General features: G+C 69.6%; 19 protein-coding genes. 10 read left to right on the forward strand and 9 right to left on the reverse strand.

Annotated elements, in window-relative coordinates; translation table 11 throughout:
• Positions 1-3: 3 nt before the first annotated feature.
• On the forward strand, positions 4-804 hold the full coding sequence (locus D0T12_RS07440; RefSeq protein ID WP_199487333.1) for a protein kinase: 801 nt from the start codon (positions 4-6) through the stop codon (positions 802-804).
• A 66-nt stretch (positions 805-870) separates the two neighbouring features.
• Here the strand turns inward: D0T12_RS07440 and D0T12_RS07445 are convergent, their stop codons facing one another.
• Positions 871-1,086, reverse strand: coding sequence for a DUF397 domain-containing protein (locus D0T12_RS07445; protein ID WP_325050743.1), 216 nt, complete (start codon positions 1,084-1,086; stop codon positions 871-873).
• Positions 1,087-1,099: 13 nt separating this feature from the next.
• Positions 1,100-1,957 carry a helix-turn-helix domain-containing protein gene (locus D0T12_RS07450; protein WP_117398698.1) on the reverse strand — a complete coding sequence of 286 codons (858 nt, stop codon included), beginning with the start codon at positions 1,955-1,957 and terminating at the stop codon, positions 1,100-1,102.
• Positions 1,958-2,410: 453 nt separating this feature from the next.
• On the opposite strand from D0T12_RS07450, the gene D0T12_RS07455 reads away from it, so the two are divergent.
• From D0T12_RS07455 to D0T12_RS07460, 3 genes are read left to right on the forward strand one after another with little or no spacing between them, the layout of a single operon-like run.
• Entirely contained in the window at positions 2,411-2,851 is a 441-nt protein-coding gene (locus D0T12_RS07455) for an ATP-binding protein (RefSeq protein WP_199487334.1), read from the forward strand.
• On the forward strand, positions 2,848-2,991 hold the full coding sequence (locus D0T12_RS35270; RefSeq protein ID WP_158581438.1) for a hypothetical protein: 144 nt from the start codon (positions 2,848-2,850) through the stop codon (positions 2,989-2,991). Before D0T12_RS07455 ends, D0T12_RS35270 begins: the two co-directional genes overlap by 4 nt.
• Positions 2,992-3,011: 20 nt before the next feature.
• Entirely contained in the window at positions 3,012-3,218 is a 207-nt protein-coding gene (locus D0T12_RS07460; protein WP_117398700.1) for a BldC family transcriptional regulator, read from the forward strand.
• Here the strand turns inward: D0T12_RS07460 and D0T12_RS07465 are convergent, their stop codons facing one another.
• A complete protein-coding gene (locus D0T12_RS07465) occupies positions 3,219-5,768 on the reverse strand; it encodes a bifunctional FO biosynthesis protein CofGH (RefSeq protein ID WP_117398701.1) in 2,550 nt (849 codons plus the stop codon).
• Positions 5,769-5,970: 202 nt separating this feature from the next.
• On the opposite strand from D0T12_RS07465, the gene D0T12_RS07470 reads away from it, so the two are divergent.
• Positions 5,971-6,177 carry a hypothetical protein gene (locus D0T12_RS07470; RefSeq protein WP_117398702.1) on the forward strand — a complete coding sequence of 69 codons (207 nt, stop codon included), beginning with the start codon at positions 5,971-5,973 and terminating at the stop codon, positions 6,175-6,177.
• Between the two features lie 519 nt (positions 6,178-6,696).
• Positions 6,697-7,845: a methyltransferase domain-containing protein gene (locus D0T12_RS07475; protein WP_117398703.1), complete on the forward strand. Its 1,149-nt coding sequence runs from the start codon at positions 6,697-6,699 to the stop codon at positions 7,843-7,845.
• Here the strand turns inward: D0T12_RS07475 and D0T12_RS34805 are convergent.
• The 5 genes from D0T12_RS34805 to cofD form a co-directional block, all read right to left on the reverse strand.
• Positions 7,787-8,374 (reverse strand): hypothetical protein, encoded by a 588-nt coding sequence (locus D0T12_RS34805; RefSeq protein WP_147339427.1) that lies wholly within the window; start codon positions 8,372-8,374, stop codon positions 7,787-7,789. The two genes, D0T12_RS07475 and D0T12_RS34805, sit on opposite strands and share 59 nt — an antisense overlap.
• Before the next feature lie 112 nt (positions 8,375-8,486).
• A complete protein-coding gene (locus D0T12_RS07480) occupies positions 8,487-9,743 on the reverse strand; it encodes an ABC transporter permease (RefSeq protein WP_117398704.1) in 1,257 nt (418 codons plus the stop codon).
• Positions 9,743-10,495, reverse strand: coding sequence for an ATP-binding cassette domain-containing protein (locus D0T12_RS07485; RefSeq protein ID WP_199487335.1), 753 nt, complete (start codon positions 10,493-10,495; stop codon positions 9,743-9,745). The genes D0T12_RS07480 and D0T12_RS07485 overlap by 1 nt, the downstream gene beginning before the upstream one ends.
• Positions 10,496-10,649: 154 nt before the next feature.
• Positions 10,650-11,936: a coenzyme F420-0:L-glutamate ligase gene (locus D0T12_RS07490; RefSeq protein ID WP_117398706.1), complete on the reverse strand. Its 1,287-nt coding sequence runs from the start codon at positions 11,934-11,936 to the stop codon at positions 10,650-10,652.
• On the reverse strand, positions 11,933-12,877 hold the full coding sequence (gene cofD / locus D0T12_RS07495; protein ID WP_117398707.1) for a 2-phospho-L-lactate transferase: 945 nt from the start codon (positions 12,875-12,877) through the stop codon (positions 11,933-11,935). The genes D0T12_RS07490 and cofD overlap by 4 nt, the downstream gene beginning before the upstream one ends.
• A 141-nt stretch (positions 12,878-13,018) precedes the next feature.
• On the opposite strand from cofD, the gene D0T12_RS07500 reads away from it, so the two are divergent.
• The 4 genes from D0T12_RS07500 to D0T12_RS07515 all read left to right on the forward strand — a co-directional run bounded on the left by D0T12_RS07500 (position 13,019) and on the right by D0T12_RS07515 (position 19,300).
• Complete coding sequence (locus D0T12_RS07500) at positions 13,019-13,927, forward strand: hypothetical protein (protein ID WP_147339428.1); 909 nt, start codon at positions 13,019-13,021, stop codon at positions 13,925-13,927.
• A 240-nt stretch (positions 13,928-14,167) separates the two neighbouring features.
• Positions 14,168-14,383: a WhiB family transcriptional regulator gene (locus D0T12_RS07505; protein WP_171064042.1), complete on the forward strand. Its 216-nt coding sequence runs from the start codon at positions 14,168-14,170 to the stop codon at positions 14,381-14,383.
• 145 nt (positions 14,384-14,528) lie between these two features.
• Positions 14,529-17,834 carry a glycosyltransferase family 2 protein gene (locus D0T12_RS07510; RefSeq protein ID WP_117398709.1) on the forward strand — a complete coding sequence of 1,102 codons (3,306 nt, stop codon included), beginning with the start codon at positions 14,529-14,531 and terminating at the stop codon, positions 17,832-17,834.
• Positions 17,831-19,300 (forward strand): DUF5719 family protein, encoded by a 1,470-nt coding sequence (locus D0T12_RS07515; protein WP_117398710.1) that lies wholly within the window; start codon positions 17,831-17,833, stop codon positions 19,298-19,300. The genes D0T12_RS07510 and D0T12_RS07515 overlap by 4 nt, the downstream gene beginning before the upstream one ends.
• Here D0T12_RS07515 and D0T12_RS07520 read toward each other — a convergent pair.
• Entirely contained in the window at positions 19,279-19,659 is a 381-nt protein-coding gene (locus tag D0T12_RS07520; protein WP_233525889.1) for a metallopeptidase family protein, read from the reverse strand. The genes D0T12_RS07515 and D0T12_RS07520 overlap by 22 nt on opposite strands.
• Positions 19,660-19,742 lie beyond the last annotated feature (83 nt).

Raw genomic sequence — 19,742 nt, forward strand, 5'->3', positions numbered from 1 at the left:
CAGTTGAGCGACCTTCCCGGCCTGGCCGGACTCGCCGAGGCGATGTACCCGCACATCGGCGCACTCGTCGCCGTCGAGCCGACCGAGCACGGATTCTCCTCCGACCTCACCGCTTTCGTGACGGGTGAGAAGGGCGTGTGGTTCGTTAAGGCCGTTCGCAACCGGCCTGGCGGCCGACGCGACTCGCTGATCCGGGAGGGGCTCATCAACTCGTGGGTGCACCCGATCTCCCCGGCTGTGCAATGGCAGGCGGAAGATCCGGAATGGATCGCGCTCGGCTTCGAGATCGTCCGAGGACGCCATGCGGACTTGACGGCGGGCTCGGACGATCTGCCCACGGTGGTCGAGGTGCTGAACCGCATCGGTGGTCTGCCGTTGCCGGAGGTCGCCGTGGACTGGCATGAGACCCGCTGGGATAGGTACACCGACCGGCCGGAGTTGTTGCGCGGTGACGCGCTGCTGTACACCGACATCCACTGGTCCAACATCATCATCGGTGAGCGGACCTGGGCGGTCGACTGGGCGTGGCCGACCCGAGGCGCCGCCGTCATCGACCCCGCGCTTCTGGTCATTCAACTCATCGCGGCCGGGCACAGCCCCGAGCAGGCCGAGGAGTGGGCGTCCGGCTGCCCGGCGTGGAAGGATGCCGACTCTGAAGTGATCGACGCGTTCGCCGCCGCCAACGCGTTCATGTACAGGACGCTCGCTGACCGACGTCCCGACGAACCGTGGCTCAGCGCAATGGCCACGGCCACCCGCACATGGGCACACCACCGAGCAGTGCCCGGCGATGAAGCACGCTGATAACCCGTTCGTACAAAGGCTCCCGCCGTGAAGGCGACGAGAGCCTTGTTCGTTCGGGTCCTCAGGTCAGGCGTGGGGATGAAGTTCGTCGTTCTTGAGCTTGTCGGTGAACCTCTTCCAGGCGGCCGGACTGAACACCAGGGCCGGACCGGTGGGGTTGGTACTGTCGCGGACGGCGACGATGGCGGGGAGGTTGGTGGCGACTTCGACGCAAGCGGTGTTGGCGTCTCCGCTGTGGCTGCTCTTGAACCAGTCGGCGCGAGACAGGTCGATCTTGGTCATGTGAACTGGACCTTTACTGTTCGGCAGCGGCCCGTATGAGGCTCGCTGACTTCTGCGGGCTGAGCGCCAGTTCACAAAGGCGCCCAAAGGCGACATTACATCGGGACACCAGGTGTGGGGTTTCGAGGTAGGTTGCTCCGTGGAATCCCTCGGTGTAAGCGACGTCCGGGTCCGTAGGTTCGGCGAAGCGCAGCAAGATAAAGCCTCCTTCTAGGCCGTCATGGGCTCCGGCCGAGGTCGGTAGAACCTGTATGGTGACGTTCGGTCGGCGGGCCTCTCTGACAAGCCGATGCATCTGGTCGCGCTGAACCTCCGGGCCGCCGATTTGGCGCGCCAGGACGGACTCGTCGAGGATGACATGCAGGCTCGGCGGGGCCTCAGTGCGAGTGATGATCGTTTGCCTAGCCATGCGGGCTTGTAGGCGACGCTCGATCTCCCGGTCGCTGGTGCTGTCCAGGTTCCAGGCGGTGAGCAGTGCGCGTGCGTAGTCGGGCGTTTGAAGGAGCCCCGGGACGACCTGGGGCGTCCAGTCGCCGATCGTGGAGGCTTCGTCCTCTAGAGCGACATATGGGCTCGATAGGACGTCGATGTAGTCCGTCCACCAGCCGCGTTGTTCTGCTCGTTCGGCTAGTTCGAGGACCATTTCGCGTTCCGGGGTGACGACGCCGTAGATGTCCAGCATGAGGGCGACGTCGTGTGGGGCAGCCTTGTTGCGGCCACTTTCGAGGTGGCCGACCTTTCCCTGAGACCAGCCGAGCCGGGCGGCGACTGCGTCCTGGCTGAGTCCTGACCTGCGACGGAAATCGCGGAGCCAGCGGGCCAATCGTCGTGCTCGTACGGACGGCGCATAGGTGGGTTTGGGTGGCGTCACTTCAGCCTCACCAAGATCAGTTGCATGGAGGGGGCTTGGCTTACTTCAACCAAGATCTTCGTAAGAACTACTTGCATGCAGTAGTCAATACGTCCATAGTAGCACTGCTACGTTCGCTCACTGATGGTGATCAAATATCAGCTCTTTGTGCGCATCTACGGTGCCACGGCGGTCGGGCGTCGGCAGCCGCTTTCCCAAGCCTCATGGAAGGTTTCGGGTGCCGATTCCGGTTGAGAGGGGCCCGTTGATTGGTGATCAGTGAACGGCTGTCCGCACGCAAGATCGAAGAGGGAGGGGCCGACGCCAGGAATGCCCGTTTGTCCGCCTCTTGCCCAGGTGGACGAAGCCCTGAGGTGGTCAGGGTGAGCTTCTGGCGCGGCCCCGGAATGGACGAAAATGCCCATACTTACGGGAACCGTATCGGAACCCATCGGCAGTCTAATGCTCCTGGACGTGTCCTGGCCCGCCGAGGAGTCGGCGGCGGGTCGTGCCCGGCGCTGTGTGCGTGGGTGGCTCGCCGACGTCCGGGGATTCGATGTCGACGACGTCGAGCTGATGGTCTCGGAACTCGTCACGAACGCGTGCCTCCATTCTGGCGTGGCCATTCGTCCGGACGGCCGGGTGCGTCTGGTCGCGCTCTGCTGGCCGAACCTGCTCCGGGTCGGAGTCACCGACGACGGGTGCGGGGGCACGGTCCCGGTGGCGCGGCGTCCGTGCGGCGACGAGGTCTGTGGTCGTGGGCTGATGATTCTGGAGGCCCTCGCGGACCGCTGGGGTGATTTCGTCGACCCCGACACCGGAGCCCGGACCGTCTGGGCGGAGGTGTCGGGAGGGCCTCGCCCCGCACCGGACGACGGCGCACGCACGTCCGCGCCGTGCGACGTCGTCCGGTGACCGTCGCGATCGTGCTGGCGATCGGCCTGGGGACGGTGACGGGCCTGCTGACCGTCGTCCTCCTGGTCGGGTGTCAGCGACGGGCTGGACGCCACGTCGTCGCGCCACCTCGCCGTGCCCCCGGACGCCATACCTACTGAAACAGGAGACGACCCCCCCAATGTCGAATCAGCCCGTCAACATCGAGGAACTGCTGACCCCCGCCGAGGTGGCGACCATGTTCCGCGTCGACCCGAAGACCGTGACCCGGTGGGCGAAGCAGGGGAAGCTGAACTCGATCCGAACGTTGGGCGGCCACCGTCGCTACAGCAGGGCGGAGGTCACGGCGCTGCTCCGGAACTCCGAGTACGGCGGCCGGGTGTCCTGATCAGGTGCCGACGAGCGGTAGCCGTCTGCCGAAGTGGCCGATGCCGTCGGTGCGGCGGGACGCCTCCAGTCGTTCGGCGGGCACGTCGCCATAGAGGGTGGTGCGTTGCCTGGACGGGCGGCCCGCGCGTGCCGCGATCGCCTCCAAGTCACTGATGGGCTTGAACGAGCCGTTCTCCGACCCGGCCATCCGGCTGATGGTCTCCTCCATCAGCGTTCCGCCCAGGTCGTTCACGCCTCCCTGGAGGACGCGCGTGCACAGCTCGTCGCCCAGCTTGACCCAGGATGTCTGGATGTTCGGGATGGCGCCGTGCAACAGGATCCGCGCCAAGGCGTGCACGGCCACGTTTTCGCGGACGGTCGGGCCCGGCCGCGCCAGTCCGGCGAGGTAGATGGGCGAGTTGTGGTGGACGAACGGCAACAACACGAACTCACTGAACCCGCCCGTCCGTTCCTGGATGGAGCGCAGCAGTTTGATGTGCGCGACCCAGTGCGCGGGCGTGTCCACATGCCCGTACATCATCGTGGACGTCGTCGGAATCCCAAGCTCGTGCGCCGTGGTGACGACCTCGATCCACTGGTCGGCGGGCAGCTTCCCCTTCGTCAGGACCCACCGGACGTCATCGTCCAGGATCTCGGCGGCCGTCCCGGGCAGCGAATCGACCCCGGCCTCCCGGGCGGCCTCCAGCCATTCCCGGATCGACAGATCCGTCCGGGACGCGCCGTTCACGACCTCCATCGGGCTGTAGGAGTGCAGGTGGATGTCGGGCGCGCGGCGTTTCACCTCGCGGGCCAGGTCGAAGTAGGCGGTTCCGGGCAGGTCGGGGTGGATGCCGCCCTGCATGCAGACCTCGGTGGCGCCCGCCTCCCACGCCTCGTCCACCCGGTCGCCGACCTGGGACAGGGAGAGCGTGTAGGCGTCGGCGTCCGTGCGGCGCTGCGCGAACGCGCAGAACCGGCAGCCGGTGTAGCAGACGTTCGTGAAGTTGATGTTCCGTGTCACGACATAGGTGACCTCGTCGCCGACCGCTTCGCGGCGCAGGTCGTCGGCCAGAGAAGTCAGCGCGTCGAGTTCCGGGCCGTCCGCGTGGAGGAGGGCCAGCGCCTCGTCGTCCGACAGGCCCGCCGGGTTTCGCTCCGCATTCGCCAGGGCCGCCTTCACGTCGGCGTCGAACCGCTGGGGCGCGGACATGCGTTCGCGCAACGCGTCCCAGTCGCCGTACACCTCGTCGAAGTCGTCGCGCCGGTCACTGGTGCGGCCGGTCGTATCGATCTCGGTGTGCAACTCGGTTCGCCCGGACGCCTCGAAACCGCCGTCGGGTTCCTGCCAGGGACGTCCTTCCAGGACGGCGTCCTCCCGCGCGAGCCCCGTCTCCGGGTCGGCGAGGGCCGCGACGTGCCCGATCAGCCGCGGGTCGAGCCACGGTTCGCCGCGCCGCACGTATTCAGGGTAGATCGTCAGCCGTTCGCGCAGCTCGAACCCCGACTCGGCCGTTCTGGCGGCCAGCTCCTCGATCTGCGGCCACGGCCGTTCCGGGTTCACATGGTCGGGCGTCAGCGGGGACACGCCGCCCCAGTCGTCGATCCCGGCGCGCACCATCAACCCGTACTGGTCGGCGACCAGGTTCGGCGGCGCCTGCACGCGCGCCTTCGGACCGAGGATGAGCCGCGTCACCGCGATCGTCGCGGCCAGCTCCTCCAACTCGGCGTCGGGGACGTCGCGCATCTTGGTGTCGGGCTTGGCGCGGAAGTTCTGCACGATCACCTCCTGGATCGCGCCGTACTCCCGCATCGTCCGCCGAATCTCGAAGATGGCGTCTGCGCGTTCCTCTACCGTCTCGCCGATGCCGATGAGGATGCCCGTCGTGAACGGCACGTTCGTCCGTCCGGCGTCCTCCAAAACCCGCAGGCGGACGGCCGGGTCCTTGTCCGGCGACCCGAAGTGCGGGCCGCCGCGCTCGCTGAACAGCCGCGTCGCCGTCGTCTCCAACATCATTCCCATGGACGGCGACACCGGCTTCAACCGCTGGAAGTCGCGCCAGGTCAGCACGCCCGGGTTCAGATGCGGCAGCAGCCCGGTCTCCTCCAGCACCCGGATCGCCATCGCGCGCACATAGGAGAGCGTGTCGTCGTAGCCATGCGCGTCGAGCCATTCGCGGGCCTGTTTCCACCGGTCCTCGGGACGGTCCCCGAGCGTGAACAGGGCCTCCTTGCACCCCATCGCCGCGCCCTGCCGCGCGATCTCCAACACCTCGTCGGGGCTGAGGTACGGCGCGTCCAGCTTGTGCGGGACGGTTGCGAATGTGCAGTACCCGCAGCGGTCGCGACACAGGCGCGTCAGCGGGATGAACACCTTGCGGCTGTAGGTGATGACGCCCGGACGCCCCGCGGCTTCCAGACCGGCGTCCCGGATCCGGCCCGCGTGAGCGAGGAGATCGTCGAGCTGCGCCCCACGGGCGCCCAACAGTGTCGTGGCCTCGGATCGGTCCAGTGTCTTGCCGTCACGCGCACGGGCCAGTGCCCGACGGAGCGCGGAGCTCATGCCGTCCATACAGGCACTCTATGTCAATCGTCATATTCTGCGCCCGGCCGCACCCACCGAAATCCCAGCCGCCCAGATCAGCCCGCAGGGCCCCGAACCTATTCCCGAGGTGTCCCCACCCGGCCACCGTCGCGCCCCAACCGGGGGTTCGCGCGGCGGCGAACTCCCTACGGCGTAGCCGCCTGACGGCCCCGGAGGATAAGAGTTCCCAGTGTTGCTCCGCAGTGTTCCCCTGACGCTCAGACAGCTCATCTCGCTCGCCTGCGCGCTGGCGCTGTCCACGGTGCTGGTGGTGATCGCCGCCCCGGCCTCCATCGCGGCCACCTGCCGGACGCCTGGGCACGCCTACCTGACCCAGCCGGAAGCGTGTACTTCTCTGGTTATGACGGCGACCGGTCGCTGGGAATTCCACGGGTGACGGCCGTCCGCAACCTCTCCTCGTTCCGTTTCGGCGGAAACGGCATCAAGCCCGACACGTCGATCACATTCCGCGCCACGAACCTGTTCACCGGCGGCCCGATCAACGTCGTCCCCGGGCAATCCGCACTGGTGACCCGGACGGCCGGTAGCAACTGCGTCGTCAACGAATCATCCGCGTACCCCGTGGTGGCGCCGTCCGGCCTCTACCGCATCTCCACGACCTACACCTCCGGAAACAAGGGCGTCTCGGTCATTGACCAGGTCCTGGACGTCGAGGGCTCTAAACCGCGCTCTCAGGAACGACTATTGTTCGCCTCGTCGGGAGGCGATTGTCGATTGCACGCCATGGCCCATCTCCAAGTCGAAACACTAGAGTCCTCATTCGAGCAAGCCGAAGGAGATCGAGATGGGCAGGCACGAGGACAAGAAAGACAAGGACGGCCAATGGGACAAGCCGATCCCGCCGCCGGAGAAGGACGATCCCAAGGGCGGCGGCAAGCACGAGAAGGGTGCGTAGGTGCCCGAGGCGGCGAAGTTGTTGGCACGTCTCGTCACCGAACTGACGGATGCCGGTGACCTGACACCCGATTGGCGACCCGTGTTCGAGGTGGTGCCACGCCACCGGTTCGTTCCCGAAACGGTGTGGGTGGAGGACGGTGACCGGTTGGTGCCGGTGGACCGGGCCGACGACGAAGCGGCCTGGTTAGAGCTGTGTTACGCCAACGACGCGGTGATCACGCAGGTGGACGATGGCGTCCCGTCACTGCCGGGGCGGATCGGCCGGGAGATCACCAGCTCGGCCAGCCGTCCGGACGTGGTCGCCCTGATGTTGGCGGCGTTGGACGTGCAGCCGGGCATGAACGTTCTGGAAATCGGGACCGGGACCGGGTGGAACGCGGCGCTGCTCGCCGAGCGGCTCGGTCCCGGCAACGTGACCTCGGTCGAGGTCGATCCGGCGGTCGCCGACCGGGCGCGTCGGTCGCTCATCGAGGCGGGATACCCCGTCACGGTCGTGGTCGGGGACGGCGCGGTCGGCTGTCGGTCGTCCGCGCCGTTCGACCGGGTGATCGCCACCGTCGCCGCCGACCGTGTGCCGCAGGAGTGGGCGGTCCAGACGCGTCCGGGTGGTCGGGTGCTGGTGCCGTGGGCCACCGACTTCCACAACGGTGCTCTGGTGTCCTTCCTGGTGGCCCGGGACGGCACCATGCGGGGTCGGATCGTGGGGAACGTGGCGTTCATGCGGCTGCGAGCCCAGCGCGGCAAGCGCGCCTCACTCGACCGGAACGTGCGTGACCTGGACGGGGCACGTAGGTCGTTCACACGGATGCATCCCTACTCCGTGCTGGGAGAGTATGACGCGTCCCTCGCGATCGGGTTGAAGGTGCCGCGCTGCAAGCTGATCGTCACCCACCACGAAGGCGGGGCGTACACGGCATGGCTGGTCGATCCGTGGTCGGGATCGTGGGCCTGCCTTGACTGCGAACCAGGCTCCGAACGGTTTCCTGTCCGGCAATTCGGCGACCGGAATCTCTGGCAGGAGGTAGAGGACGCCTATCACTGGTGGCTCGGCCTCGACCGTCCCGCCGCCGACCGCTGGGGCCTGACCGTCACCGGCGAGGGCCAATACGTCTGGCTCGATGCCGAAGAACACCGGGTCGACCGGTAGGGGCGACTCCTTGACTCGGTCGGAAGTGGGCCGTCATGCGGGGGAGGCGCCAGGGGGTGAGGGTGAATGCGGCGGCTCCGGCTGCGAGGCTGGTCGCCGCGATCAGCCAGGACGCGGCGTCGCCCGACGGCTGGCCCGTCCAGTTCCACCATCGCACTTCGCCGACATCGTCCAAGCTGTAATAGACGAGCGGAAACACCGTCAGGACGGGTAGGAGCCAGTTCGTCAGCCATCCGAAAAGCCGTCCGGACAGGAGAGCCAAGCCTATCCAGACCACGAAACCCCGAATGACGAGAAGAGCCGACGCAGCAGACGTCGCCAAAGCCTCCGCAACGCCGAGGAGGACGATCGCTGCCGTCGCAGCGCACACCAGGTAGCCGACCTCGTAGCGGCGAAGGACGGATGTCGCGGTCGACTGGATCTCGCTCATCGAACTGTGCAGGCCGCCGACGACGATCGCCGCCAGGACGATGGGAATGAAGTGCCGGAAGGGCACCACCGTCATTCCATCGGCGTAGGCGGAGGGCATCCACAAATTCCACGACCCCGCGACTCCATCCGCAGCCGCGACGGCCGGAATCCCGATGAGGGTGCCGTAGGGGTGGTGTGCCCGCAGAAAGCGCCAGACGGTTCGCCCCCCACTATGCACAGGGCGTCCCATTGATTTGGTCGATCCGTTGTTTCGCCCACTGGAACTGGGTCGCCTCGGGCTGCTTGATGAGGGCGCCGACCTGCCGCAGGTCGACGCCGGGCGGGCCGCCGCCGACGCTCGCGGGCTGACCGGCGCCATTGGCCCACGCCTCAAGCCAGGTGGTCAACTCGAAGATGGCGCGCATCTGACGGTCTTCGGCCGCCTGGTTCGCGGCGGGACAATACGGTTTCACGGTCTCCTGCAGGACGGAACTCGCCATGTTCGGAGAGACCGACCACATGCTTCCCTCGATGATCTGAAAGCCCGCGTACTTGTCCTCCCCGAGCCCTGACTCCATGAAGGTAGCAGGCACCTTGAACCTGTCCGACGGGAGGGAGGCCAGCCGATTCGCCATCTTCTCCAGTTCCGGCAGGTACTTCCGATCCTCAGGCCATACACAAACCCTGGGTGTGCCTCCGGAGCACAGAGGTTCAGCCGGTGCGGCCCTCTCTGTCTGGAGTGATGCGCCCAACGCTATTTCATAGGTCACGACGACAAGACCCACGCAGATCCCCGCCGCGGCCAACCGAGGCATAATGCCGGAGCGCCACCGTTTCGTTCCCTTCGCCGCCGCCAGGGGAACGAGCAAGGCCAAACCCGTGATCGCCACCGCGAGCATAAGCCGTGTCGCGAGAGCGGAATCAACGACCTCGACCTGTGGGTGGCCGGAGAGGACGAACAGTCCGAGCGACTGCCCGAACAGACCGAGTAGCACGAAGACGCCGATCCCGCAGCAGACCGGCGCCATGAACGCCGAACGTGACCAACGGCCGATCGCATGTCCCACGGCCGTGCAGCCGACCACGTTCCCCATTCCCAGCAGCACATATCCCGGCCAAAGGAATCCAGGGCCCGCGTCGGGCAGGCTCACCACGGCCGCCGCGGCCACTCCAACGCCGTAGGCGAGCATTCCGTAAGCCAGCGTGCAGGCCAGGAGCGCGATCTCCGGCCGCCAGCTCGGTAGCGCGGAGGCCCGAAACTGTTCGGCGAAACTGTAGCGGTGCGCTCGCCCGGCGGCCCAGGCCGCCGAGGCCGCGAGGGCCGGTCCGAAGAACAGCGACGGGATCTGTGCAGCCGCGCTCGCCTGCGGCCATACGCCTATCCAGTACGTGTTCCGGCCGAACAACGCCGCGAGATCGATGCAGACGAGAACCGGAAACAACCATCGAAGGGGCGAGCGCCGCACCTCTGTCCAGAAGATGCGCATCAGGCGGGCACCTCATTGCCCGTGAGCACCGTCATATAGCCCTTTTCAAGGGGGCTGTCGCCGGGCGCGTCCGCTGACGCGATCCCAGCAAGTTCACGGGGTGGGCCGTAATAAAGAAATCGGCCCTCGCTCATCACGATGACGTTGTCGCAGATGGCGGCGACGTCCTCGACCAGATGTGTGCTCAACACGATGGCGGTGTTCTCCAACGACCGCAGAAGCCCGCGGAACTCCAGCCGTTGCGCCGGGTCCAGGCCCACGGTCGGCTCGTCGAGCAGGAGCAAGTTGGGCGAGCCGACGATGGCCGAGGCGATTCCGGCACGCCGCAGCATCCCGCCGGAGAGGGCTTTCATCTTCGCTTTCTGCCTGCTCGCGAGCCCGACCGCCGCGATGGCGTTGACCGTGGCCTCGTGGGCTCGCCGTCCTGGAACCCCACGTAACCAGGAGCAATAGCGAACGAAGTCGTACACGGTGAAGGCGGGCAGGTAGCCGAACTCCTGCGGGAGGTAGCCGATACCGCGTCGCGCTTTCCTGGCCGTCCGTTCGGAGGCCACCCGGGTGCCGCAGATCTCCACCGTTCCGCTCCGTGGCGGAGTCGTGGTCGCCAGCGTCCGCAGCAGAGTTGTTTTTCCCGCCCCGTTGGGCCCGAGCAGGCCGAGCACACCCGGACCGATTTCCAGATCGACCCCGGCAAGGACATTGGCGCGCCCGTAACCCTGTACCAGCCCCGAAACCCGCACGATAGCGTCCACTTCGTCCCCAAATCCCGAGGGCATCACTGATCAACGACGAGACTGTCGAGGAATGATACAGACCTCGCGGTGACCTCTCCGGTGACTTGATGTCAACCGCAATCCGGAATTGGTGGATCGATATCGAGGAGCGCTGGACGCGTGGGTGGGTCGGTCAGCGGGTTTCTATGAAGGCGTCTGGGTTGCGTGGGGGGCGGGGGCGTGGGGGTGCGGCGGGGTGGCCTATGCCTACGGCGCCCATGGGGTCCCAGGTGGGTGGAAGGTCCAGGGTCTCGCGGACTACGTCGCGGCAGAACATCGTGCTGGAGACCCAGCAGGAGCCGAGGCCCTCTACCGCCAGGGCGACCAGGAGGTTCTCCACGCCTGCTCCGGTGGCTACGACGAACATCTCGCGTTCGGCCTGGGAGCGGCGTTCGTCGGGGTAGTCGTGGGAGCCGTCCATGACCAGGCATGGGACGACCAGGTAGGGGGCGCGGCGCAGGACCTCGCCGCGGCGTAGGCGTTTGGTGATCGACTCCTCCGAGAAGCCGTCGCGGCGCAGGTCGGCCTCCCAGGCGTCGCGCATAGCGTCCAGGAGGCGGGTGCGGGACTCCGGCGACTCCAGCAGGACGAAGCGCCACGGGGTGGTGTGGTGGGGGGCCGGGGCCGTGATCGCGGCGGCGACGGCGCGGCGTACGGCTGCTGGGTCGACCGGGTCGGGGGTGAACTCGCGGATGGTGCGGCGGGCGGCCAGGACTTCCGAGGGGCCGTAGCGGAACATGTCCTCGGCGGGTGGACGGATCAGTGCGCGGGCGCCCGGGCCATCTTCGTGGGTGACCAGGTTGGAGAGGCCGCGTACTACGGCGATGGGGACGCCGTCCAGTTTGCCTTTGACGAGTTCGGCCGCTGCGGCGATTTCGTCGGCGACTGCTGTGATGGTCGCGTCTAGGCGGTTTCCGTGTCGGTCGTTCTGGCCGCGTAGGTCGTTCAGGGGGTCCAGGCCGGCGACGCCGATCGCGGCGTCGGTGAGGCCGTTGCGCCAAGGGCGGCCGAGCGTGTCGGAGACGATCACGGCGACGTTCGCGCCGGTGCGGTCGCGGACGCCCGCGCGGATGCGGCGGGCCGAGGCGTCCGGGTCCTCCGGGAGGAGCAGGACGGTGCCCGGTTCGGTGTTCGAGGCGTCCACTCCGGCGGCGGCGAGGACCAGGCCGTGACGTGTCTCGACGATCCGGGTCTCGCCGTTGGCGTGGGCGCGGCGCGCGATGACCCTGACCGTTTCGGCTTCGATGGCCTTCTCGCGGTCGGAGGCGATCTGGACCCGGCCCTCCGCCTTGCTGACGATCTTGGACGTGACGACGAGCACATCGCCGTCCTGCACCGCCTCAGAGGAGATCAGGGCCGCGATGTCGTCGCCCTCGGTGACCTCGGGCAGGCCCGGAATGCCGAAGACCTCCAGGTTCATTGGGTCTCCTTCAGTTCGAGGGCGAGGTCGACGGCCGCGTGGGCTAGGGCGGCTGTTGCGTCCGGGTCGGACATGAGGAGCGGGCGGGAGCGTACCTCGATGTCCTTGACGTGGACGTTCGCGTCGGTTTCGGCTACGAGCCAGCCGTCCAAGAGGTCGGGGCCGTACAGTTCGGCGACCGCCTGCGCGGAGGTCTCCACGCCGATGGCCGTGAGGCAGGCGTCCGCCATGCCGCGCACGGGGGCGGTGCCGATGATCGGGGAGACGCCGACGACGGTCTTCGCCGCGATCGCGTCCCGGATGCCCGGCACGGATAGGATCGTCCCGATACTGACGACCGGGTTGGACGGCGGCAGCACCACGACGTCGGCGGCCTCGATCGCCTCCAGCACGCCCGGGGCGGGGGCGGAATCCTCCGCGCCGACCGCCGCGATCGACAGTGCCGGAACGGACGCACGGAGCCGCACCCACCATTCCTGGAAATGGATCGCGCGGCGCCCCTGCTCGTCCTCGATCACCACATGGGTCTCGACCTGATCGTTGGTCATCGGTATCAGCCGCACGCCCGGCTTCCACCGGTCGCACAGCGCCTCCGTCACCGCTGAGAGTTCGTATCCCGCTGCGAGCATCTGCGTCCGGACGATATGCGTCGCGAAATCGCGGTCGCCGAGCCCGAACCAGTTCGGGCCGACGCCGTACGCGCCGAGTTCCTCCTTGACGGTGAACGTCTCGTCCGCCCGGCCCCAGCCCTGGTCCTCGTTGATGCCGCCGCCGAGCGTGTACATCACGGTGTCCAGGTCGGGGCAGACCCGCAGGCCGAACAGGGAGATGTCGTCCCCCGTGTTGCCGATCACGGTGATCTCCGCCGCGGGGTGGGCCGACCGGAGCCCGCGCAGGAAGCGGGCGCCCCCGATGCCGCCCGCCAGCGCCACGATCTTCATGGGAGCACCCTATTCATCGCGCGTCCCGGCGCCCCGGTCGGCCCGGCGGTGACGGGCCGTTCCGGCGGGGTCACGCCGCCGGGTCGAAGTATGCAAAGCTTTGCCGTGTAATCGGGTTGCCTCGGTCTGGGAGAATTCACCGTGAACAAGGAAGCCGTCCAGCGCATGCGCGAACCGGCCGCCTGGGTACTGATCGTCTCGGCGGGTCTGCAATTGCTCGCGGGCATCATCAACCTTCTCGGCAACGACGGTGACTTCTCGATGCGCGCCCTGAACGAGACCAGGGACGGGTTGTTCCTCTACGTCGGGGCCGTCGCCCTCCTCGTCCTGGCCGTCGTGCTGGTGACGTCGGGCGAGGCGACGCCCACCCCCCAGGCCCGGACGCTCGCCATGGGGGCGCTCGGCGTCCTCGGCGGCATCGCCCTGTTCGGGGTGCTGTGCTGGCTGGGCGGGATGCTGGCCGACGGCGATGTCGTGAGGTCGGTCACGAAGCTGACGACGTTCCTGGTCGGCGCGAGCAAGCTCGCCATCGTCGGTGTCGGCGGCTGGTACGTCCTCACCATCTTCCAGCAGTTGCAGCCGGCGCGTCCGCAGATGCAGCAGGGTTACGGCTACCAGCCAGGTCAGCCAGGTCAGCCGGGCTATGGGCAGCAGGCCTACGGGCAGCAGCAGGCCTACGGTCAGCCGGGTCAGCAGTACCAGCAGTACGGCCAGCAGCCGGCCGCCGAGGGTCAGCAGGCGGCGCAGCAGTACGGGCAGCAGCAGTACGGTCAGCCCCAGCAGTACGCGCAGCAGGACTACCAGCAGTACCAGCAGTACGGCCAGCCAGCGGACCAATCGGCCCAGCCCGCCCAGCCCGCCCAGCCCGCCCAGCATCAGCCCACCGAGCAGGAAGAGATGGGCGAGTGGACCCGCGCGTACGGCGGCGGTGCCCAGGAACAGGGCCCGCAGGGCACGCAACCCGCGCCGCCGCAGCCGGGCGCGGGCGAGCAGCGCGCCGAAGAGGGCGGCGACTGGTACCGCGACAACCGGCCTCCACCACCGCAGTAACCGGTTTCTTCGCCCAAAGGGTGATGACGGTCATCCCGGCATAAGCCTCTATGTCGCCCGGAAAGCCATCCAGCTTGACGGGACAGGCACTACACGCGTGTAATTTCAACGGTGTAGTTTCAACGCCTTCTCGGGGGAAGGAACCGGAGGGAAGGCGTTGACCAGGGGGTTTCACGGGCAGGGAGGTGCGCTGTGAGCGAGGTCGTCATCCCGCTGGCGCACGGCACAGACGGCGAAGAGATGGGCTGGCAGGAGCGCGCGCTGTGCGCGCAGACGGACCCGGAGGCGTTCTTTCCGGAGAAGGGCGGCTCCACTCGCGAGGCCAAGAAGGTGTGCCGGGCATGCGAGGTGCGTACGGAATGCCTGGAGTACGCGCTACAGCACGATGAACGTTTCGGTATCTGGGGAGGGCTCTCCGAGAGGGAACGGCGCAAACTGAAGCGCCAGGCCGTCTAACCGCGGTCAACCGGATCTTTGTGATCCGAGGCGTGTCCCATGCGGCCGCGCGTACAGTAATCAGCCGTGTCGGCCCCCTGGGGCCGGCACGGCTGCTGAACTTCTCAGCCAAGACCACCCCGTCGCCCCACAGATCGAGCGATCCTTGTCCCCCACTCTCGATCGCCATGTCGTCACGGCCGTCCTCGTCGCGCACGACGGTGCGCGCTGGCTGCCGGAGACGCTGAAGGCACTCCTGACCCAGGCGCGGCCCGCCCAGCGCCTCGTGACCGTGGACACCGGAAGCCGCGACCGCGGACCCGCCCTCCTCGCCGAGGTCGTCGGCGAATCGAAGGTCCTCACCCTGCCCCGCACCACCGGGTACGGGGAGGCCGTCGCGGAGGCGCTGCGGCAGGACGCCGCGTCCACGCCCGTCCCCGACGACGAACCCGGCAGCCCCCGCACCGAGTGGCTCTGGCTGCTCCACGACGACTGCGCGCCCGCCCACGACGCCCTCGCCCAGCTCCTGCGGAGCGCCGACACCGATCCGAGCATCGCGGTCCTCGGCCCGAAGGTCCGCGACTGGGACGACCGGCGCGTCCTGCGGGAGGTCGGCGTCACCGTCGACGCCGTCGGACGCCGCGTGACGGGCCTGGACGGCCGCGAGTTCGACCAGGGCCAGCACGACGGCGTCCGGGACGTCCTGTCGGTCGGCAGCGCCGGGATGCTCGTCCGCCGCGACGTGTGGGACGCGCTCGGCGGCTTCGACGTCGACTACGGCGTCTTCCGCGACGACCTCGACTTCTGCTGGCGGGTCCACGCCGCCGACCATCGCGTCGTCACCGCCACCGACGCCGTCGTGTACCACGCGGAGGCGGCCCGGCGCGGGCTCCGCGAGACCGGCGTGACCGCCGAGCATCCGGACCGCCGCGACCGCCGCAACGCCCTCGCCACGCTGCTCGCAAACCAGCCGTTCGGCGCGATGCTACGGTCGCTGGTCCGCAACGTGTGGGCGTCGCTCGCGCACGCCCTCTGGCTCGCGGTCAGCAAACGTCCGGCCGCCGCCCGCGACGAGCTGCGCGCCCTCGGCGACGTCCTGCGCGACCCGGGACGGCTGCGGCAGGCGCGGGCCGCCCGCGCGGACGGACGCAAACGCGTCCACCGCACCGTCCGGCGCTTCCAGGCCCGCCGGGTCGTGGCCCGCCGCACGGTCGAGGCGATCTCCGAGTTCCTCGCCGCCCACGAACGAGACCGGGAAGACGGCGACGACACCGCCCCCGCCCCCGAGGAACCGGGCACGATCCGGCGGCTCCTCACCCACCCCGGCGTGCTGGTCGTGCTGGCGCTGGTCGCCGTCGCGGTCGCGGCGGAACGCTCGCTCCTCACCGCCGCCGGGTCGCTCGGCGGCGGCGCGCTCGTCCCCGCGTGGGGCGGCGCGAGCGACCTGTGGGCGCAGTACGTGTCCGGCTGGCATCCGGTCGGGCTCGGCGGCGACGCGGGAAGCCCCCCGTACGTCGGGGTTCTCGCCGCCCTGTCGACGGTGACGCTCGGCAAACCGTGGCTGGCCGTGACGATCCTGCTGCTCGGCAGCGTGCCGCTCGCGGGCCTCACCGCCTACCGCGCGTCCCGACTGCTGGTGAGGAGGCCGCCGCCCGTGCCGCACTCGCCGCGCACCGGGCACCGGGCCAACGGCCGCGGCCTGCCCGTGACCGCCGTCCGCGCCTGGTTCGCCGCCGCGTACGCGCTGCTGCCCGCCGCCACCGGCGCCATCGCGGGCGGACGGCTCGGCACCGCCGTCGTCCTCGTCCTGCTCCCGCCGATCGCCGTCCAACTCGCCCGCGTGTACGGGCTGCCGCGCTCGGAGGCCGCCGCGTTCGACGTCCGGACGCGCCGCGCCCGCGCCGGGCGGGCGGCGTGGGCGACCGCGCTGCTGCTCGCCGTCGCGATGGCGTTCGTCCCCCTGACCTGGCTGGTCGCCGCGCTCGCCGCCGGGACGGTGCAGGTGCTGTTCGACCGGCCTGGACGGCGGGTGCGCCGCGGCGTCGTCATCGCGCTCGGCGTCCCGCCGCTGCTGCTGTTCCCGTGGACGGTCGGCCTCTTGTCGCACCCGTCCCGTTTTCTGACGGAGTCGGGCCTGCACCGCCGGTTCGTGACCGCCGACGCGGCCGACCTGCTCACCCTCGATCCCGGCGGGCCCGGCACACCCGCGTGGTGGGCCATGGCCGGGCTGCTCGCGGTCGGCGTGTGCGCGCTGGCGCTGCGTCGCCGCCGCAACACCGTCCTCGCGGGCTGGCTGCTCGCCGTCTACGGGCTGCTCATCGCGGTCCTGACCGGCTTCGTCACCGTCACCAAGGGCGTGGACGCGGCGCCCGTCTGGCCCGGCGTCGCGCTGATCTTCGCGGGCGGCGGGGTCCTGGTCGCCGCGACGGCCGCCGTCCAGCGGGCCGGCGAGGCCATGGGAGGCACACGACTGCTCCCCAAGGCGGGCGGGGCCGCCGTCGTGCTCGCCGCGTTCACCGCGCCCGTGCTGGCCGCCGGTTTCTGGGTGGTGGACGGCGTGGACGGGCCGCTGCGCCGCGTCGACCCCGACACCGTCCCCGCGTTCGTCCACGGACCGGGCGGGGCGAGAACACTCGTCCTGCACCGGGAACCGACCGGCCGCGTCTCCTACACCCTCCTGCGGGGCGCGCGGCCACGGCTCGGCGAGTCGGAGGTCGCGGGCGGCGGCAAGGCCCGGGACCGCCTGGACGATCTCGTCGCCGGGCTCGCGGCGAACCGTGAAGGCGATGAAGGGCCCGCGCTGACCCGGATGGGCGTCCAGCACATCCTCGTGCCGCACCCCCGGACAGACCCGCTCACGGACGTCCTCGACACGGCACCCGAACTGACGCGCCTCAGCCGCACCGACACGTTCGCCGTGTGGCGCCTCCACGCGCCGACCGGCCGGATGATGCTGCTGCAAGGCTCCACCGTCACCCCCTTGCCGTCGGGACGGATCGACGCCCGCGTCCGGCTCCCGGCCGGAACAGGAACACGCACCCTGCTGCTCGCGGAACCGTCCGACGGCGGTTGGCGGGCCACCCTGAACGGACGGGACCTCAAGGAACGGACGGTGGACGGCTGGGCGCAGGGCTACGACATCCCCGCCGCCGGAGGAGAGTTCCAACTGACCCGGTCCATGACGGCGCGGCACGTCTGGGTCGTCGTGCAGGGCGCCGCCGTGCTGCTCGTCGCCGTTCTGGCGCTGCCGGGCGCGCGTGCCGACACGCTCCGCGGCGGCGGCGCACGCGAGAAGCCCCGTGAGAAGCCCCGTGAGAAGCGTCGTGAGAAGACCGGCGAGAGCCGCCGGGACCGGCGCCGTGGACGGCGAGGCCGCCGCCGTAGAAGCCACGTCCGCGCCCAGCCCGAGAAGAAGCACGAGGAACCGCCTCCCACGAAGGAACGCAGCCCGGAGACGGAGGAGGTCTCGTGAACACCGACAAGGTTCTGCGACTCCTCGGCATGCGTTACGCCACCGCCGCGCTCATCCTCGTCGCCGTCGCCGCCCTGTACGGGGCAGCGACGTTCGCCCGCCCGGGGGAGGCCACCGCGAAGGGCAGGCGGGCCCCGGTGACGTCCGCCGTGGCGGTCTGCCCCGGCCACGAAGGCGGACGGCTCGCCGTGCAATCCATCGCCCGCGAGAAGGGCGGGCGCGTGGACATGACGCCGACGAAGGGCGGCTCCGCCATCGCCACCATGACGGCGCCCGGCCAGAGTTGGGAGAAGGACACCGACTCCGGCGACGACTCCTACACGCTCCGCGCCACGGGCGCCATGGCCGCCGGGTTGGCGGCCGAGCAGACCACGTACCACGACGACGGCGACGACCGGGGCCTCGCCGGGGCCCGCTGCGCCGCGCCCGGCACCGACCTGTGGTTCCTCGGCCCCGGGCCCGTCGCCGCCGACGAACTCGACCTCTACCTCACCAACGTCGACCCCCGGCCCGTGTTCGTGGACCTCACCGCCCTCTCCGGCGAAGGACCCCTCGACACCGTCGAAGGGCGCGGCACCCGCGTCGACCCCTACACCACGAGGGTCGTGAAGATCGGTGAGTCGTCCGAGGGGCTCGGGGACGTCGTCAAGCCGGCCTCCGTCCTCGCGTTGCGCGTCCGGGCGGCCGGCGGGCGCGTCGCCGCGTCCCTGCGCGTCCGCGCCGGGGAGGAGAAGGGCGTCGAGTGGGTGCCGCGCTCGCCCGCGCCCGCGTCGTCCGCGCTCGTTCCGGGCGTGCCGGGCGGGTCCGGTGAGCGCGGGCTCCTGGTCGCCGTGCCCGGCGACGCCGACGCCCGCGTTCGCGTCCAGGTGATCACGAAGGACGGCGCGTTCGTCCCGCGCGGCCAGGACGTCGTCGACGCGCCCGCGAAGACCGTCACGTCCGTCGCGCTCGACGACGTGCTGTCGGGCCGGGCCGCGGCCGTCCGGCTCGTCGCCGACCGGCCCATCCTGGCGGGGTTCGCCGCCGAACGCGGCGCCGACATCGCCTACGGGACGTCCACGCCGCCGCTCACCGTCTCCGGGCCCGGCGTCGCCGCCGACAACCGGTTCAACTCGTCCCTGGTCCTGACCGCACCGGCCGGGGCGGCGACCGTCCAGGTCACGACCATGAACGCCACGGGCAGGAGCGCCCCGCTGGAGGTCAGGATTCCGGCCGGACGCACCGTCGAGACCGTGCTGGCCGCACCGGCCGCGAACGCCGACGACGACGTCGCCTACGGAGTCGTGATCACGCCGAAGCCCGGCTCGGGGCCCGTCCACGCGGCACGTGTCCTCGGGAAGGGCAAGGACGACGAGTACCTGTTCACCGTCCTGCCGATCGTGCCCGCCGCGATGACCGTCCACCTCCCGGACACCGCGGACTCCCAGGGAGCCCTGATCCCCGGCTACTCGTCGGGGGAGTCGTAGCTGGGATCGACGGATTCGGGGGACAGGCCGAGCAGGTCGGCGACCTCCTCGACCAGCAGGTCGCGGATCATGCGGGAGAGTTCCGCCTCGCCCTTCGCGCGGGCCTCGACGGGACGGCGGTAGACGACGATGCGGACGGAACGTTCGGGCGGGGACGGGTGGACGGTTCGGGCGAGCGGGACGGGCCCGGCGAACCCCGGCTCGACGGGCGGAACCGCCTCGACGCCGAACCGCACCCTGGCCAGTTCGCGCTCCCACCGCTCGCCGAGCCGACGCGCCTCGTCGTCGACGAGGTCGTCGAACCGTTCCGCGCGGGTACGTGAGACCGGCGCCTGCGGGGGTGTCAGAGGACCACGCACACCGCGACCGTGGCGATCGCGGCGCCGTACGCCTGCCACACGGGATCGCACGCCCCAAGGGTACCTCTCCACCACGTCGGGCA

Origin of the sequence: Actinomadura spongiicola (assembly GCF_003432485.1) — a bacterium.
GTDB classification, from domain to species: domain Bacteria; phylum Actinomycetota; class Actinomycetes; order Streptosporangiales; family Streptosporangiaceae; genus Spirillospora; species Spirillospora spongiicola.

Excerpts from the sequence above, each read along its gene's own strand:
- D0T12_RS07445 (WP_325050743.1), bottom strand. The coding sequence starts at position 1,086 with ATGACCAAGATCGACCTGTCTCGCGCCGACTGGTTCAAGAGCAGCCAC.
- D0T12_RS07460 (WP_117398700.1), top strand. The coding sequence starts at position 3,012 with ATGTCGAATCAGCCCGTCAACATCGAGGAACTGCTGACCCCCGCCGAG.
- D0T12_RS07465 (WP_117398701.1), bottom strand. The coding sequence starts at position 5,768 with ATGGACGGCATGAGCTCCGCGCTCCGTCGGGCACTGGCCCGTGCGCGT.
- D0T12_RS34805 (WP_147339427.1), bottom strand. The coding sequence starts at position 8,374 with ATGCCCTCCGCCTACGCCGATGGAATGACGGTGGTGCCCTTCCGGCAC.
- D0T12_RS07480 (WP_117398704.1), bottom strand. The coding sequence starts at position 9,743 with ATGCGCATCTTCTGGACAGAGGTGCGGCGCTCGCCCCTTCGATGGTTG.
- D0T12_RS07490 (WP_117398706.1), bottom strand. The coding sequence starts at position 11,936 with ATGAACCTGGAGGTCTTCGGCATTCCGGGCCTGCCCGAGGTCACCGAG.
- cofD (WP_117398707.1), bottom strand. The coding sequence starts at position 12,877 with ATGAAGATCGTGGCGCTGGCGGGCGGCATCGGGGGCGCCCGCTTCCTG.
- D0T12_RS07505 (WP_171064042.1), top strand. The coding sequence starts at position 14,168 with ATGGGCTGGCAGGAGCGCGCGCTGTGCGCGCAGACGGACCCGGAGGCG.